This is a genomic window from Streptomyces sp. NPDC059455 (genome assembly GCF_042750115.1).
In the GTDB taxonomy this organism is placed as follows: Bacteria; Actinomycetota; Actinomycetes; order Streptomycetales; family Streptomycetaceae; genus Streptomyces; species Streptomyces endocoffeicus.
Map to the genome: position 1 here is coordinate 1 of NZ_JBHYVB010000057.1, position 15,080 is coordinate 15,080.

The window sequence follows — 15,080 nt, forward strand, 5'->3', positions numbered from 1 at the left end:
CTGCCACTGGTCTGGGCAGATGGCGTGCGACGAGTCGATCGGGCGCCGATGCTCCAGCACGAACTGCAGGACGGGATCGTCGGACCGGCCGTACTGTTCGTAGAGGTCCAGGAACCCGTACTGCGCGGGCGAGAGCACGTCGACCGGGCGCGCGTCCGATCCGAAGCGGTAGAGACCGAGAGCGTCGGCCTCGAGCAGGTCGTCGACGTGGTCTATGAAAACCTGGCCGACCTCGTCGAGTGTGAGCACCGATTGCAACGCGTCCGCGAACCGTCGGCGCGCACGCTCCTGGGATCTTGTAGCAGTCATCTCCGCAGCCGCCTCCAGCACCAGTCTCGCGAGCGTGGGCGGGCAGTCGGCGATTGAGCGATGATGCGGCGCCCGTCGCCTCAGTATCCCCACGGAGCCCGGTGGTGGACAGGCCCGGACCGCCGTTCGTGCCGATGCCGCTGAAAAGAGTCCTCGTCCGGGTAACAAACGTGATGTGGATCGGGGGCCGACAATCGGTGCCAGGGCCGCCTGCCGCACATTCGATGGGGAGGCCCGGGCAGCCTCGGCGAATGCTGGGAGCCGCAAACGCCCGTGCGTGGGAGCAACGCGACCACTAACCAGTGGGAGATCATCGGGGAGCACTGTATGGGACAAATCGTCGTGGTGGGGGCTTCCCTCGCCGGCGTGCACGCCGTGGAGGCTCTTCGTAATGAGGGTTACGACGGCGGACTCGTCCTGATCGGCGCAGAGAGCCATCGGCCCTATGACCGCCCGCCACTCACCCGCCTGCGTCCTGGGCACGAGCCCGAGTGGAGATCGCTGCGGGCCCCGTCCTGGTACTCGGACCTTGACGTGCGCTTGGAGTTGGGTCGCACCGCGACCCGGTTGCGCCCCGGCGACCGCACGGTGCGTCTCGACGACGGGGAGGACGTGCCATACGAGTCGCTCGTCATCGCAACCGGCTCGTCCACTCGGCCGTTACACGGCGGTGACCATGGGGTCCACACGCTGCGTTCGATCGACGACGCAGCCTGGCTGTCGTCGCGGCTTTCGGACGGCGGGAACGTGGTCATTGTCGGAGCCGGGTTCCTCGGGCTCGAGGTGGCGGCGTCGCTGCGGACCGCAGGGGTCAACGTCACCGCGGTCGAGGTGGCGCCCGTGCCGCTCGCGCGTGTCCTCGGTGACGAGGTGGGGGACTGGTTTCGGCAGTACCACGCGCGCCACGGCGTCAAGATCATGTGCGACGCGTTCGCGGTGGCCGTCGAACCGACGGGCCGCGGTCACGGTCACCGGGTACGGCTGCAGGACGGGCGGGTGCTCGACGCGGACATCGTTGTCTCAGCGGTAGGGGCGGTCCCGGCCGTTGGCTGGTTGCGCACGAGCGGGCTATTGCTAGCCGACGGGGTCGTCTGCAACGCCCGGTTGCAAGCGAGTCTGCCTAACGTCGTGGCAGCCGGCGACGTCGCCCGCTGGTACAACCCCTTGTTCGACGAGACCATGCGCGTTGAGCAGTGGACCAACGCGGTCGAGCAGGGTCGGCACGCGGCACGCAGCCTGCTCGGCGATCCGGAACCCTACGCCCCGGTCCCGTACCTCTGGTCAGACCAGTTCGACGCCAGACTCCGGTTCGTCGGCCGCGCGAACGCCACTGAGGTGCAGATCAACGAGCGGACCGACGACAGCCTCGTCGCGGTGTATAGCCGGGATGGCGTAGTGGTGGGGGCGTTGTGCGTCAACGCCCCAGCCCGGCTCGCCGAGCAGCGCGACGCCATAAAGAACCGCCGCACCCTCGTCCAGTAGGCGTGCTGAGCGGTTCCGAGGCATTTACGAACGGGCTCTCGCCTGTCCGAACCGCTCTCGAGCCCTGGACAGTGCCGCGTTGCCGAAAATGGAACGGGCCGGGCTTCACCTCAATGTACTCGTTCGGGTGATCCGAGGTGCTTGTGGCGCACGTAACGTTTCGCCTCACTCGCCGAGGAGCTGTCCTTGGCTCAGTGATGGACGCACCAATAGATAGACACTCGTCTCCTGCCATCGCCTCGGTCGGGACCGTCAAAGGCCCCCGTGGCGATCACCGCTTCGAAGCGAGCGCACGTCAACGGCGCTTACCTCACCGGGGTCCATCGCACACCTCAGGGCCTACAGAACGTGACTGTCGGGCAGCTCCCGGCATCGTGACGGAACGGAGGATCGTGAACTCATTTGGAGACCTGCTCGGCATCCTGCTCAATGGCGTCGCGACCGGGATGATCCTTTTCATTATGGCGGTGGGCCTCACCGTGATATTCGGCCTGCTCGACGTTCTCAACCTAGCCCACGGCTCGATATTTCTCGTCGGCTCCTACATCGGGTACGCGCTGGCGGGGCAGCGCGTGGCTACCTGGGGTGGATGGGCGATGGCTCTGGTCGTCGCGCTGGTCCTGGGCGTGGTCATTGGACTCCTGCTGATGCTGATGCTGCGCCCGCTGCGCCGGCGCGGTCATCTCGACCAAGCGGTGCTGACGCTCGGCCTTGCGCTCGTCATCACCGAGCTACTGGCGGAGATCTTCGGCCGCGACGACCACGGAGTGGCACCACCCCCGGGTCTCGTCGACTCGGTGGAGCTCGGCGGAATCACATACCCCGTCTATCGGCTCGTGGTGATCGCATTGGGGGCCGTGGTTGCCGCTGGGGTGTGGTACGTGCTCGAACGGACGTCGGCCGGAGCCGTCGTGCGGGCCACCGTGGCCGATGACCAGATGGTCGCTGCCTTGGGCATCAGTGTGTCGAAGGTGCGGCTGCTGACTTTCGGCGGCGCGACCGCCCTCGCGGTCCTCGGCGGGGTCGTCGCTGGGCCCGTGAACGGCGTCTCAACCGGGCTTGGCAATGAGATTCTGCTACTCGCTCTGGTCGTCATCGTGATCGGCGGCCTCGGCTCCATCCTCGGGACCCTGGTGGGCTCGCTGACTATCGGGCTGGTGCAGAACTTCGGCGTCGTACTGGTCCCCGAATTGGCGTCGTTCCTGCTATTCGGGGCGATGGTGCTGGTTATCCTGGTCCGACCGCAGGGCCTGTTTGCCTCTATCGCGGCGGTGGCCCGATGACCGCCGCGGTGACGGGCGCGCCGCCCTCCCACATGCGGACCCGCCTGTCGGTCGCCGCAGGGGTCCTGGTCCTGGTCCTGCTTGCGGCGCTGCCGCTGCTCGGCGCTAGCGTGTACATGGTCGTGGTGATGACCAGCCTGATGGGCTACGCGCTCCTGGCGGTGAGTATCAACCTCGTTGGCGACGCCGGATTGCTCTCGCTCGCCCACGCCGGCTATGCGGGCGTGGGTTCCTATGGGACGGTCATCGTTGCGCGAGAGCTAACGCCCAACGCGTGGCTCCAGTTGCTCGTCGCGATCGCCGCCGCCGCGGGGGCCGCCGCGCTGACTGGATGGATTGCCGTCCATGCGTCGAAGGTCTTCTTCCTCATGCTGTCGCTGGCGATCGGCGAGTTGCTATACATCCTCGCCCTGCAATGGCGTCCAGTGACCCGCGGCAGCGACGGGCTGAGCGGGGGCGCGCCGTTCGAGCTGATGCCAGGAGTGCCGATCGCACTGCCCGGGATCGTGTACTGGTACGCGCTCGCAGTCTCGACCGTGGGCGTCGGTGCTGTCGCCATCATCGTCCGCTCCCCGTTCGGATCGGCGCTACGCGGCATCCGCGACAACGAACCGCGAATGCGCAGCCTCGGCTACGTGACCGCGCGGTACAAGTACGGGGTGTGGGTGCTCTCCGGGGCTTTTGCGGGTGCGGCGGGCTGGGTGCTCGTGGCCCAGACGCCCCGATTCGTGGCCCCCTCCCAGCTCGGCTTCCAGATGGCAGGGCTGCTGCTGCTCGCCGTAGTCGTTGGTGGGCTTGGTTCGATTTGGGGGTCCTGCCTGGCCGCCGCGCTCATCGTGGTGGTTAGCGACGTGCTTGGGCAGGACCTCGGCGGCCGGGGCCCGCTCGTCCTCGGGCTCTTCTTCGTTGTCGCCGTCTACGTGCTGCCCCGTGGGTTGGCCGGCTTGGTAAATCGCAGACCGGCACGGTCGGCCGAGCCGCTCCAGCCGCCCGAGCCGGATCCCGGACCACCACAGGAGCAGGTCATGCATAGCGGAGGGCGGACAGCATGACGGAGTCCGCGGTCGAGTTGGTCGGCCTTACCAAGTCCTATGGCTCCGTCGTCGCCGTCGACTCGGTGACGTTGCAGGTTCAGGCGGGGAGCCGCCATGCTCTGATCGGTCCCAACGGGGCCGGCAAGTCGACACTATTCGCGATGATCGCCGGGACGATCCGGCCTACGTCCGGTACGGTCCGGTTCTTCGGTAAGGACATCTCGGAGATGGGCGACCACAAGCGCGCTCGCCTAGGCATGGCGAAGACTTTCCAGCACTCCAGCACGTTTGGCTCCATGACCGTTCTGCAGAACGTCGTCCTCGCGGTCGAGCGTCGGCACGGATCGCCTCATCGCCTCGTGGGCGGGCATGGCGCCGCGGTCGTCGAACGGGCTGCTTCGGCCCTGGAACGGGCCGGGCTCGCCGAGCGCGCGCACGACTTCGCGTCCGAGCTCGCGCACGGCGAACGGCGGCAGTTGGAGGTTGCTCTGGGCCTGGCGCTGGAACCTCGACTGATCCTCTTCGATGAGCCGACGGCGGGGATGTCGGCGGCCGAGACGGAGCGATTCGTTGATCTTGTCGCGGCCCTGCCCCGAGAGCTCTCGGTTTTGATCATCGAGCATGACCTGGACGTGGTGTTCGCCCTGGCGGACCGGATCTCGGTGCTGCACATGGGCTCGGTCGCTGCCGACGGCGATCCCGAGTCCGTGCGCGGCTCTGAGGTGGTACAGCAGGTGTACCTAGGTTCGACGGCGTCCGCCGCGAGCACGGTGTCCGGTGAGGAGGCCCGGTGAGTCTGCTAGAGATCCGGGGCCTACGTGGCGGACATCCCGGCACGACGGTCCTAAACGGCATCGACATTGACGTGTCGAGGGGCTCGGTGCTCAGCCTGCTTGGACGCAATGGCGTTGGTAAGAGCACTCTGATGACGAGCATCATGGGCATGCTGGACGTCACCGGCTCGATCCGGTTCGACGGCCATGAGCTCGTCGGCCTTTCGACAGACCGAATCGCCCGAGCTGGCCTAGCCCTGGTACCTCAGGGCCGCCGCGTTTTCGGCATGCTGACCGTTGAGGAAAATCTGCGGATCGCAGCACGCCGCCCTGGCGACTGGACCATTCCAGACGTCTACGACCTCTTCCCCCGCCTGGTTGAGCGCCGTACCAACCGGGGGGACCAGCTGTCGGGCGGTGAGCAGGAGATGCTGGCAATCGGACGTGCGCTGTTGACCAACCCCCGCCTGCTCCTCATGGATGAGCCGTCGGACGGTCTCGCCCCGACGGTCGTCGACCTGATCGGGGACACCATCGCCGCGCTCGCTGCGGCTGGCGTGACGATACTGCTCGTTGAGCAGAACCTTCCGTTGGCGCTACGTGTCGCAGACCAGGTGGCGGTCATGGTGAAGGGTCGTATCGCGCTGACGGGGGAGCCCGAGGGCTTCCTGGACGATGACGAGCAGGTCCGTGAGCTCCTCGGGATTGGCTCCAGTAATCGATTGCGAAGGGTAAAAGGGACCTCAACAGGTCACATGGGCGACCGGGCGCACTGAATAGCCTGGACGAGCTGGCCCCGGTCGCGGATATGGCAGACCTCGTGTCCTGGTACTCCAGTCGCAGATCGCTATTGTCGCTGGTCAGGAGTGTGTCTGTGAGTGTACTTGCCTGACGCGCTGTCAGGGGCTGTGAGTTCGTGACTTCGGGCGCGACGGACCGTTGTGCTTGTCATGCGAGACGATGTGCAGCTCGATGCCTGGGCAGCGGAACTGGAGGAGATACTCGTGCGTATTGGCCACCGGTTCGGGCGAGTGGACTTACGGCGGCGGATGCGAGCCTACGTGCACGGCCTGCTGGGACCGGTGGCCAACCCGCAACAGAGCCTCGTCCAGCTCTTCCACCCACGCATCAGGGCACACATCATTTTGCACGATCAGAACAACAGCGATCGAGGACCGCCGGTCACGAACCCCCACCACATGACGGCCCATCAGCTCGCTACACTCGGAAGCACGCTTCTGACCAGCGGTGATAGCGATTGCGACTGGAGCACTAGGGTGTGTATCGAGTCGTGATCATTTAGTGGTCCGGGGGAGGTCTTTGACCCAGATCATCGAGGCGCGTAGGTGGAGGCCGGCGAGGTAGCTGTCCGGGGTCTTGCGGTCGGCGACGAGGCGGACCTTGCTGGTCTGCCCGCCTCTGGAGCGTCCCAGGAGGGCGGCTTTCAGCCGGAGTTTTCGGCGACGCCGGACGCGTCGTCGTTCTTCCCGCCCGGGATCCGCTTCGGCGTCCTGTCCGTCTTGTTCTTCGAGGCTGCCCCTTTTGACCTGGCCCTTTCCGCCTCGGGAGCATCCTTCTCCAGCGCGGTGAGGATGTCCTCGTCCAGGTGTATCCCGGCTGCGTCGTGGTGAGCGCGTGTCAAGCCGTCAAGGACCGTTCAGACCGCCCCGGGGAATCGAGAAGATGGCGACCGCACCGACCATGGCCAGCGCGACAAAGGAGCGGAAGCCAATTGCGGGATCGGACTTCAGGCCGTCCAGGAAGCTGAGGTAAGTGGGGCCGATGACGGACCCGCAATAGCCGATTCCGACGACGAAACTGAGGGCAGTATTGCGCATTTGGTACGGGTAGTAACGGGCCACATAGGAGATTATGACGCTCTGGGCGCCCACAACCCCTCCGCCGTACAGAGCCACCGTCCCGACCATGACCAGATGGCCTTCATGCATGGTCAGGGTGTGCATGGCCACCGCGGCACAGAGGAACAGGGTGAAGACACACAATTTGATGGGAACCCAGTCGGCGATCATGGAGAAGATCAGTGTAATGCCGGCGGCCCCGAAGTAGAAAGCGAGGACGAACTCGAAGGTGGAATGCTGGTCGTAACCCGCGTGAACCATCAGGGTCGGCAGCCAGGAGCTCGCCCCGAAGATCAGCAGCAATCCAATGAAGGACGCGATGCAGAACAGGATGCTGGAGACCGGCCACCCTGGCTCAAAGAGGCCCCACCACTCGCTGGAGACCACCTGTGAATTTCGGCGTGTGGCTCGATCCGGTAGGGACGCCTCACTGGGTTCCGCGACCGGAATCAGGGTCCAGCAGACTGGCACCAGCAGAATCGGGAGGACACCGACCAGGAACACCCAATGGAACTCCCTGCCAGCCAGGAAGATATGGCTGGCGCTTATCGCCGCCAAACCACCGAGCTGTATGGCCGACAGGGCGACACCGCAGTAGAGCGAGCGGCGCCCCAGCCGGGACCAATCCACGACAAGGGTACTGACCAGCGGAAGCAGAATGCCCAGGCCAATACCGAGAAGGAAGCGGCCGATACCGAAGGCTATGAGGCTGGAGGCAAGCCCGGTGAACAACATACAGCCTGAGCACCACCCGACGGAGACGGCGATACAAGCCCTGCGGCCGTAGATATCACTCAGTCCGCTGCCCATGAAGGCACCGATCACCTGGCCCAGCGCGGTGGCGCTGCCCAGTATGCCCAAGGTGCTGGGAGTGACGTGCCACGGGGGGTAGTTCAGCAGTGACGGGGCGACGGCCGGCAGGGAGAGGAAGCTGTAGCCAAAAGCGAAGAAGATCAACGTGCCCAGCAGCAGGACAGCACGGGCCTGCCATCGACTCGGAGGGATCAGCTCGTCGTGGGCATGAACACGTGTCATGGATGGTTTCATGTCTACCTTGTGATTTGGGCTACCGGCGTGGTCTTCTGGGCCACGGGATTGAACGGGGTGGGCATATCGGTGGAGCAAGTGCGCTCGTCCACGGCTTCCGCGGGCTGTTGGCGGGTGCCTCATATGCACGCACGGATTTCGTCCTGCGCAATGGCCATTCAATGCAAACGACCAAGGCGGGTGCTGCGTGGAGCGGGCGGCCCTGCCGCGATGGTGCGCGCCTGGTCGACGGTGTAGCGGTGCCGGACGGCTTGCATACCGTCCGCAGGGTCGTGTGCTCGATCGAGGCGAACTGCCGCCCGCTCCAGAACGAGTCGCGGACACAGGGCATGGTCCGCTCGACTCTCGCCTTGCCCTTCAGATGCGAGGCTCTTGCACATCCACCAATGTGCCGTAACAGGAGGCGAGTTCGGCGTGGTGAGGAATTGCGTGACCGTCGGCACACCGTAGGCATAATGATCAGCGTTGTCAGGAGGTCCTCCTGGCTGGGGAAGTACCGGTAGAGCACCGGGGAGGCTATCCCCGGCTCCCTGGCTACGGCGCGCAGCGGCGGGTGGCAGATGCCGTGCGAGAGCGGAGAACACGGCACGATCAGCCTATGAGAGCCGCAGCCGCTGGACCTGTCGGCGAAGCACCGCGACCTCATGACGAAGGGCAAGGATCTCGGCTTTTTTCGCTGCGGTCGATCGGCCCAGCAACAGGAAGCAGCCCAGTGGCCGACAGAAGATCAGGTAAAACAGCCACAGGACCACGATCACTGATCGTGCCCACACTTGGGCGAGCACAAAGCACCAAGTCAACCACCGTACGGCAATAATGACGCCTTCACGACTTGCGATCCACTGCTGCGCCATACCCTTGGGCACCGATGAGAGGCCCTGGCGTGGTTTCTGCATAGTTGATGAGGCCGCTCATTACGGCCCCATCAGTCCGCAGGTGAGACCGCAGATCAGCGAGGCGCGCAATTCGGACGGCCGGTTGGTGGCCGGCAACGGTGTACTTGGTGTGGGTCATCGTCGACTACTCCTCTTGGTGGGAAAGTGAAGTGCACGATCACATCTACTGGCCTGACTCAGTGGTCACTGATGCATCGCATCGATCAGGAGTCTCAGGTCAGCGCCTCTGGTGGATGGCCTTCGCTGGCCGATGCCGTGGGGCGAAGCGCCTCAGGCCTCGATCCTTGGTTATCAGTCCAGCCGGTCGTTGTCTTTCCAGAAGGGCCGGGGCGAGGATCGGGGTTGCCGATGGCCCGCCAAGGCCGGTTCTTGGACGGCCCGGCAGCCGAGTAGGAGCGCGGCTACGTGGGCCGGGCATGTGCTAGTAGCGGAGGCTCCTGCCGGTGACGTGGTGGGCTACTACGTCACAGTGGGTGTCCCTTCGGCTACTCGCATCTCATGGCCGGGTTGACGACGATTATCAGGGGTCCACACCGTCGGCAGTGTCACCCGGACGGGGGTAATCGGTTCTTGAAGTTTCTCCGTGATCCTGGACACTCTTCTTCTACGTTGCGACTGCTTGGTCGTTGTGGAGCCGCTGGTATGTCTCGTGGGGCGTGATGTACCCGAAGACAACGTGTTTCCGGAGGCGGCGCCGGTTATAGAAGGTCTCGATGAAAGTGAAGACTTCGGCGCGGGCGGTGACCCGGTTGGGCCAGACCCCGGTGCCGATCTCCTCCATAGGCACCTTTCGAGGCCAGGTGGATCACGGTGATCTCGTGGGCAAGCACGTCATCCGCCCGAGTCCGGGCCTGGAGATGATCGTCGGCTTCGACGACGACCCGGCCGGCGAAGCAACCCGGGCCGCCAACCGGCTGCACGGTCTGCTGACCCAGATCCATCCCTCGCTGGAACGGGTGCTAGGACTGCCGTTGCAGCACCCGGCCGTCCTCACCCTGCTGAAGCAGTTCGGCTCTCCGGCACAGATACGCAAGGCCGGCCGCCGGCGGCTGGTCACGCTGCTGCGGCCGAAGGCGCCGAGGATGGCCGAGTGGCCGGGTGGTGCTGGTCGCCACCGCCTGGGAAGCCCCTCAACGACTCGCCATTTTGCGATCTCCGGTCGAGAGCCGCCGGGCCGATATGGTCGCCAGCGCTGCGGTGCTCGGGACGTCGGCCCAGCGTGAGAACCTGCCGGCGATTCACCTGGCCGACAGCACTCGCGGCAGCTCGCCATGAGTCCAGCAGTCGGGTTCAGGACGCGATGGACTGCTCGGCCCAGATGGTCTTGCCCGTGCGCATGTGGCGTGTGCCCCAGCGCTGGGTGAGTTGGGCGACAAGGAGCAGACCTCGTCCTCCCTCGTCGAAGACGCGAGCCCGGCGCAGATGCGGAGCGGTACTGCTGGCGTCGGAGACCTCGCAGATGACCGTTCCGTCGTAGATCAGACGGAGCCGAATGGGCGGCTGGCCGTAGCGAATGGCATTGGTGACCAGTTCGCTCACCACCAGTTCGGTGGTGAACACCAGGTCATCCAGTCCCCAGGCCGTCAGCTGGGCGGAAGCGCTTGTACGTGCCTGAGCGACGACAGCAGGGTCGGAGGGCAAATCCCAGGTGGCTACCTGGTCGGTGCCCAGAGCCCGGGTCCGGGCGATGAGGAGAGCGATGTCGTCCTCGGGCCGCTCAGGGAGCAGGGACCCGAGCACCGTGTCGCAGAGGGCCTCCAAGGACGGGGCAGGTCGACCGATGAGGTCACGCAGCATGTCGAGTCCCTCATCCAGATCGCATCCGCGGTTTTCGATGAGGCCATCGGTGTAGAGCGCGAGGAGACTGCCTTCGGGGAGGTCTACTTCGACCGATTCGAAGGGCAGCCCGCCAAGGCCCAGCGGCGGTCCGGCCGGCAGATCGAGGAGCTCGGCAGTGCCGTCGGGGGTGACCATGACAGGCAGTGGATGACCTGCGCGCGCGAGGCAGCAGCGGTGGGAGACCGGGTCGTAGGCGGCGTACAGGCACGTGGCGCCTATGTCCCCGGCCGTCTCGGCATCGGCTTCCGAAGACAGGCGGGTGACCAGGTCGTCGAGGTGCGTCAGCAGTTCGTCAGGTGCGAGGTCGATATCAGCCAGGGTGCGTACCGCGGTGCGCAGCCGCCCCATGGTGGCGGATGCCTGGATGCCGTGGCCAACGACATCGCCGACGACCAGGGCTACACGTGCTCCGGAGAGCGGAATGACGTCGAACCAGTCTCCACCCACCCCGGCCCGGGCGCCCGCGGGGAGATAGCGGGAGGCAACCTCCAACGCTGCCTGACGGGGCAGTGTCTGGGGAAGCAGGCTGCGCTGAAGGGTCACGGCCGTGGTGCGCTCGCGCGTGTAACGGCGGGCGTTGTCGATGCTCACTGCAGCCCTGGCCGCGATCTCCTCAGCCAGGAGCACATCATCCTCTTCAAAGGGCTCAGGACGCCGGTGGCGATTGAAGAGAGCGACACCGAGGGTGACGCCCCGTGCGCGCATCGGTGCCACTATCACCGAATGGGTCCCGATAGCGCGGATCCGGTCGGCCCGCGAAGGGTCGTAAGCTGACCACCTGGCGATGACGGAGTCGTTCATCTCGTACTTGGCCGCCCGTCCCGCGGCCAAACACTCTGCGGGCGGGGAGAAGGCCGGATAGGTGGCTATGGCGCCCAACTCGACCAAGGTTTCCGGCATGGCCTCGTAAATGGATCCCTGAGCGGTGCGGCGCATGGCAACCGGGCCGGTCAGCGGACCGGTAGGCGGTTCATCCCCGCGCCCGATGAAGGCGAGCAGGTCGACGTAGGCGAAGTCCGCGATCTTGGGGACGACCACGTCGACCAGCTCCTGCGCAGTGCGCTCGATATCCAAAGTGCTGCCGATGCGAGTACTGGCATCGTTGAGTAGCAGTAGCCGCTGCCGGGACCAGTACTGTTCCGTCACGTCATGAGCGACCAGGCACACACTGCGGGCCCGACCGACTTGATCTTTCAGCGGCGTGAGAGAAACAAACCATGCCTGCTCAGGCCCGCCGCCGGGTACCGGCAGACGGCTCAACATATTCTGCAGCTCGCCGCTCCTCAACGCCAGCCGCATGGCGTTCTCCAGTCCGTCGCCCTCAGAGCCGGGCAATATCTCGGACAGATGCAGCCCACGCATGTCGTCCTCAGCAAGGGCCAGTACACGTTCCATGACAGTATTGGCCCGCATCAGCCGTAGCTCCTCATCGAAGATCGCCAGGCTGTATGGAAGCTGGCCGACTGCCCAGTCCACCAGCGCGTCACCGCGGGGTAGGCTCGGTACTTGCGTCACCGTTGACTCGAGGAACCACTCCGGGGAGGCGCCCTCCGTCACCCGACGGTGTACGAGCAGCCCCACGACCAGACGGCGGCCGTCGCGACACCGCAAGGCCACCCTGCCGCTCCAGCACTGCTGGCCGGTTCTCAGCCCCCGAGTCGCCTCGCTGACGTCCTCGGCGAGCAGACTCGTCGCCGACCGACCCACGACATCCTCGGACCGGTAGCCGAGCAACAGCCGCGCGCCTTCGCTCCAACCAGTGACGAGGCCGCGTTCATCAATGGTGGCTGTAGCCGAGTACGCCGCGCCCGGGAGATCATTTTCCCGGTCATCAAGGATGCCTTCTCGCATCATCGCCGCTCATCTCATCCCGTGATGAGGCCCTGCTGCCCCCGCTTGGAGCCCGAATCGGCAGACCGCAAGAACCTCTCCTTTTCCTGTCAAGGATATAGGCACCGCTACGGAGCTTGTCCCGGGTACGCGGCAATCGCAACCGCCACGGCCCCGAGCTGGCGATCGGATTCCGCAGCTGGATCCGAAGCACGGCAGCCGCAATCCGGTAACGGGCAAACTGGAACCGAAAGAAAGACCACCAGTGCTCACTCTCCCGATATCCGTTGTCGACCGTCGAAAGACACGCTTAGGGATTCAAAAGGAAAGAAAACCCTGGTAACCGGCTCCGGTGCGATCGGTGGACCGGGGTACACGGTGGCGGACACCCTCCCCGCTGGCGTGCGGACGTAATGATCACCAGACGCGACCCGTTTCTGCGGGCCAATCTGAGCGAAAGCGAGGACGTGCGGGGGCTCGCCGACGAGGCCGAGCCTGTCGACATCCTGATCACAATGCGGCGATCCCGCTCGACGCGACGCGAGATTTCGACGCACACAACGAGGCCGCCGCCGTCAACGTGCGGGCGCCGTTCGCGCTCACTGCGGCCCCTGCACTTCCTCGACGCCCCCGGGGATCGGCATGCCCGGCATGGCGATCTATGGCGCGACCAAAGCAGCGCTGGAATCCCTGACTCGAGCCCAGGCCGCCCTCGTGGCCAGCATCTGCGGCGCTTCGCCCGGCGTACTGCCCGGACCCGGCCACACGTTGCCGATGCTGGGGCGGAGCGCGCGCTCCAGAAAATCGTCCCCGCCAGGACTGAGCTGACTTTGCTGATCATCTTCGGCCGGGGCGTGCGATTGGGCTGCCCCCTTCCTCCCGCAACAGGTCGGCGACGGTGTCCGCACTGACTTTGTGCCCGGCCCGGGCCAGCTCCCGCGCGAGTGTGCGGGTCGACTTCACCGTCCATCGCAGCGGCGACACAGGATCACCCCGCTCGTCCAGCTCGACCAGCGCCAGCAGTGCGGGCCGCAGCCCCGGATCGAGATCCGCGACTCGCTTGCGGCCCCGCCCGGCCGCCGTACCCGGTCCAACGTCTCCTCTCCGGCCTCCAGCTCGAATACGCCCTTGCGGACCGTCGTCTCACTCACCCCGGCCGCCCGTACGACGGCCCGGATACCGCCATGCCCCAGCACCCGGGCCTCCGCTCCCATGAGCAGGCGCCGCTGCCGCTCGTCCAGATACGGCAACAACACTCCGTACTTCACAGCAAGCTGGTCGCAGGTCTCGTCCTGAATGCGCATATCACGTCAACGAGCCCCCGAACGGGAAGCAACATGTTGAATCCCTGCAAGCCCTTAGGGCTCGTAAAGAATCAACACGGTGGTTTTGTCTCTGTCGTGAGGGCGATGCCGTGTGCGGTTGCGTAGACGTGGAGGCCGGCGAGGGTGGTCAGGTGTGTCGCCGCGGGGCCGGGAGTGTGTCCGTGCTGGTCCATGAGTTGTCCGATCTCGCCAGTGGCCTCGCGGATGGTGTCCTTGCTGACGGTGAACAGGTGGGCGAGCACGGTGGGCGACAGGCCAAGGCGCTGGTGCAGCACGGTGGCCAGGACGCGGTCGGCCAGGTCGAGTTTGGCTTTGCGGCCGCCGCCCGGGGCTCGGCGTCGGGTGCCGCCGTCGCGTCGGGTAGTGCGGTCCGGGGCGTGCAGCGCCTGCCAGGGCGAGGCCAGGGCTGTGGTCAGCTCGGTCAGTTCGGTGCTGGTCATACCGGTCAGGGCGGGGTGCGCCAGGGCCTCGCGGTCGAGGCAGGCGGTTGGTTTGCCGGGGTTCGTCGGCTCGGTGGGTCGGGGGTGCACGGTGTAGTTCCATTCCCCGTGGAAGGCATGGCCGGTCAGCGGCACCGCGTTCAGTTCAGTGTCGCTGACCTTCACCCCCGTGGGATAGCTGCCGGGGTCCAGTTCGGCGTGGACGGTGAGCCCGGTGCGGTTGGTGGTCGCGGCGATGCTCTGCACGATGACCTCGTAGCTGGTCAGCGGCCGGCCGCGCCAGTTCATCGTGATCGCGGAGAAGAGCCGGTGCTCGATCCGATTCCATTTCGATGTGCCCGGAGGCATATGGCAGACCGTGACGGCCAGGCCCGTCTCGGCGGCAAAGCCGGCGAGTTCGGTCTTCCAGGCCCGGGTGCGGTAGCCGTTGGAGCCACCCGCGTCTGCGGTGACCAGCAGACGGGTGGCGCCGGGGTAGTCGAGACGTCCCTGCCCGTTCCACCAGCGGCGGATCGATTCGACCGCGAAGGTCGCGGTGTCGTGATCCGTACCGACGTTCACCCAGCCGGTGCCCGCCGCCAGGTCGTAGATACCGTAGGGCAGGGCCTTGCCCAGTGCCTCGCTGGGGAAGTCATGAACGTCGACCCGCGCGGGTTCACCGGCCGGCCGCCATTGGCATCCCGCGTTCTTGAACTCCCGACGACTTCCTTCTTTTTCGTGTCCACGCTGACCACCGGCTCGCCGTTCACCTGATGGTCCTTGGCCTGGTCGTTGATGTACCGGAACTGCGCGTCTCTGTCGGGGTGTTGAGCACCTTCAAGGGTCTTGGCATTGGCCTGCAGACTGAAACCGTTCTCCCGCAGCAGCCGGCCCACGGTCGGTGGGGGGGGGCGGGTGGGGGGGGGGCGGCGGGACCGGCACCGCCCCCACCCCGACCAACGTGAGCGCACGCCCCCCCCGCAA

10 protein-coding genes and 4 pseudogenes are annotated in these 15,080 nt (G+C 65.9%); 7 read left to right on the forward strand and 7 right to left on the reverse strand.

The features are described from left to right. The coding region (locus tag ACFXB5_RS21470) for a hypothetical protein (RefSeq protein WP_385210190.1) at positions 1 to 309 on the reverse strand (309 nt) is incomplete at its 3' end. Between the two features lie 327 nt (positions 310 to 636). Between ACFXB5_RS21470 and ACFXB5_RS21475 the strand changes: the two genes are divergently transcribed. From ACFXB5_RS21475 to ACFXB5_RS21500, 6 genes are all read left to right on the forward strand, one after another. Continuing rightward, positions 637 to 1,791 carry an NAD(P)/FAD-dependent oxidoreductase gene (locus ACFXB5_RS21475; RefSeq protein ID WP_385210193.1) on the forward strand — a complete coding sequence of 385 codons (1,155 nt, stop codon included), beginning with the start codon at positions 637 to 639 and terminating at the stop codon, positions 1,789 to 1,791. 392 nt (positions 1,792 to 2,183) lie between these two features. After that, entirely contained in the window at positions 2,184 to 3,074 is an 891-nt protein-coding gene (locus tag ACFXB5_RS21480; RefSeq protein WP_385210196.1) for a branched-chain amino acid ABC transporter permease, read from the forward strand. Beyond that, positions 3,071 to 4,126 (forward strand): branched-chain amino acid ABC transporter permease, encoded by a 1,056-nt coding sequence (locus ACFXB5_RS21485; RefSeq protein WP_385210199.1) that lies wholly within the window; start codon positions 3,071 to 3,073, stop codon positions 4,124 to 4,126. Before ACFXB5_RS21480 ends, ACFXB5_RS21485 begins: the two co-directional genes overlap by 4 nt. Continuing rightward, positions 4,123 to 4,902: an ABC transporter ATP-binding protein gene (locus ACFXB5_RS21490; protein ID WP_385210202.1), complete on the forward strand. Its 780-nt coding sequence runs from the start codon at positions 4,123 to 4,125 to the stop codon at positions 4,900 to 4,902. Before ACFXB5_RS21485 ends, ACFXB5_RS21490 begins: the two co-directional genes overlap by 4 nt. Further along, entirely contained in the window at positions 4,899 to 5,657 is a 759-nt protein-coding gene (locus ACFXB5_RS21495; protein ID WP_385210205.1) for an ABC transporter ATP-binding protein, read from the forward strand. The genes ACFXB5_RS21490 and ACFXB5_RS21495 overlap by 4 nt, the downstream gene beginning before the upstream one ends. A 174-nt stretch (positions 5,658 to 5,831) precedes the next feature. Beyond that, entirely contained in the window at positions 5,832 to 6,176 is a 345-nt protein-coding gene (locus ACFXB5_RS21500) for a hypothetical protein (protein WP_385210208.1), read from the forward strand. Between the two features lie 81 nt (positions 6,177 to 6,257). On the opposite strand, the pseudogene ACFXB5_RS21505 reads toward ACFXB5_RS21500, so the two are convergent. The 3 genes and pseudogenes from ACFXB5_RS21505 to ACFXB5_RS21515 all read right to left on the reverse strand — a co-directional run. Continuing rightward, positions 6,258 to 6,517 (reverse strand): annotated as a pseudogene (locus ACFXB5_RS21505) (hypothetical protein); the annotation flags it as partial. Positions 6,518 to 6,527: 10 nt separating this feature from the next. After that, complete coding sequence (locus ACFXB5_RS21510) at positions 6,528 to 7,775, reverse strand: MFS transporter (RefSeq protein ID WP_385210210.1); 1,248 nt, start codon at positions 7,773 to 7,775, stop codon at positions 6,528 to 6,530. A gap of 608 nt (positions 7,776 to 8,383) precedes the next feature. Further along, a complete protein-coding gene (locus ACFXB5_RS21515) occupies positions 8,384 to 8,683 on the reverse strand; it encodes a hypothetical protein (RefSeq protein ID WP_385210213.1) in 300 nt (99 codons plus the stop codon). 851 nt (positions 8,684 to 9,534) lie between these two features. On the opposite strand from ACFXB5_RS21515, the pseudogene ACFXB5_RS21520 reads away from it, so the two are divergent. Continuing rightward, positions 9,535 to 9,774 (forward strand): annotated as a pseudogene (locus tag ACFXB5_RS21520) (IS110 family transposase); the annotation flags it as partial. A 199-nt stretch (positions 9,775 to 9,973) separates the two neighbouring features. Here ACFXB5_RS21520 and ACFXB5_RS21525 read toward each other — a convergent pair. From ACFXB5_RS21525 to ACFXB5_RS21535, 3 genes and pseudogenes are all read right to left on the reverse strand, one after another. Continuing rightward, positions 9,974 to 12,376, reverse strand: coding sequence for a SpoIIE family protein phosphatase (locus ACFXB5_RS21525; protein WP_385210216.1), 2,403 nt, complete (start codon positions 12,374 to 12,376; stop codon positions 9,974 to 9,976). Between the two features lie 840 nt (positions 12,377 to 13,216). Continuing rightward, positions 13,217 to 13,656 (reverse strand): annotated as a pseudogene (locus tag ACFXB5_RS21530) (ISAzo13 family transposase); the annotation flags it as partial. A gap of 71 nt (positions 13,657 to 13,727) precedes the next feature. Next, a pseudogene (locus ACFXB5_RS21535) lies at positions 13,728 to 15,080 on the reverse strand (ISAzo13 family transposase); the annotation flags it as partial.

Coding starts and splice junctions, on each gene's coding strand:
- ACFXB5_RS21475 (WP_385210193.1), top strand. CDS start 637: ATGGGACAAATCGTCGTGGTGGGGGCTTCCCTCGCCGGCGTGCACGCC.
- ACFXB5_RS21485 (WP_385210199.1), top strand. CDS start 3,071: ATGACCGCCGCGGTGACGGGCGCGCCGCCCTCCCACATGCGGACCCGC.
- ACFXB5_RS21490 (WP_385210202.1), top strand. CDS start 4,123: ATGACGGAGTCCGCGGTCGAGTTGGTCGGCCTTACCAAGTCCTATGGC.
- ACFXB5_RS21500 (WP_385210208.1), top strand. CDS start 5,832: ATGCGAGACGATGTGCAGCTCGATGCCTGGGCAGCGGAACTGGAGGAG.
- ACFXB5_RS21510 (WP_385210210.1), bottom strand. CDS start 7,775: ATGACACGTGTTCATGCCCACGACGAGCTGATCCCTCCGAGTCGATGG.
- ACFXB5_RS21515 (WP_385210213.1), bottom strand. CDS start 8,683: ATGCAGAAACCACGCCAGGGCCTCTCATCGGTGCCCAAGGGTATGGCG.
- ACFXB5_RS21525 (WP_385210216.1), bottom strand. CDS start 12,376: ATGATGCGAGAAGGCATCCTTGATGACCGGGAAAATGATCTCCCGGGC.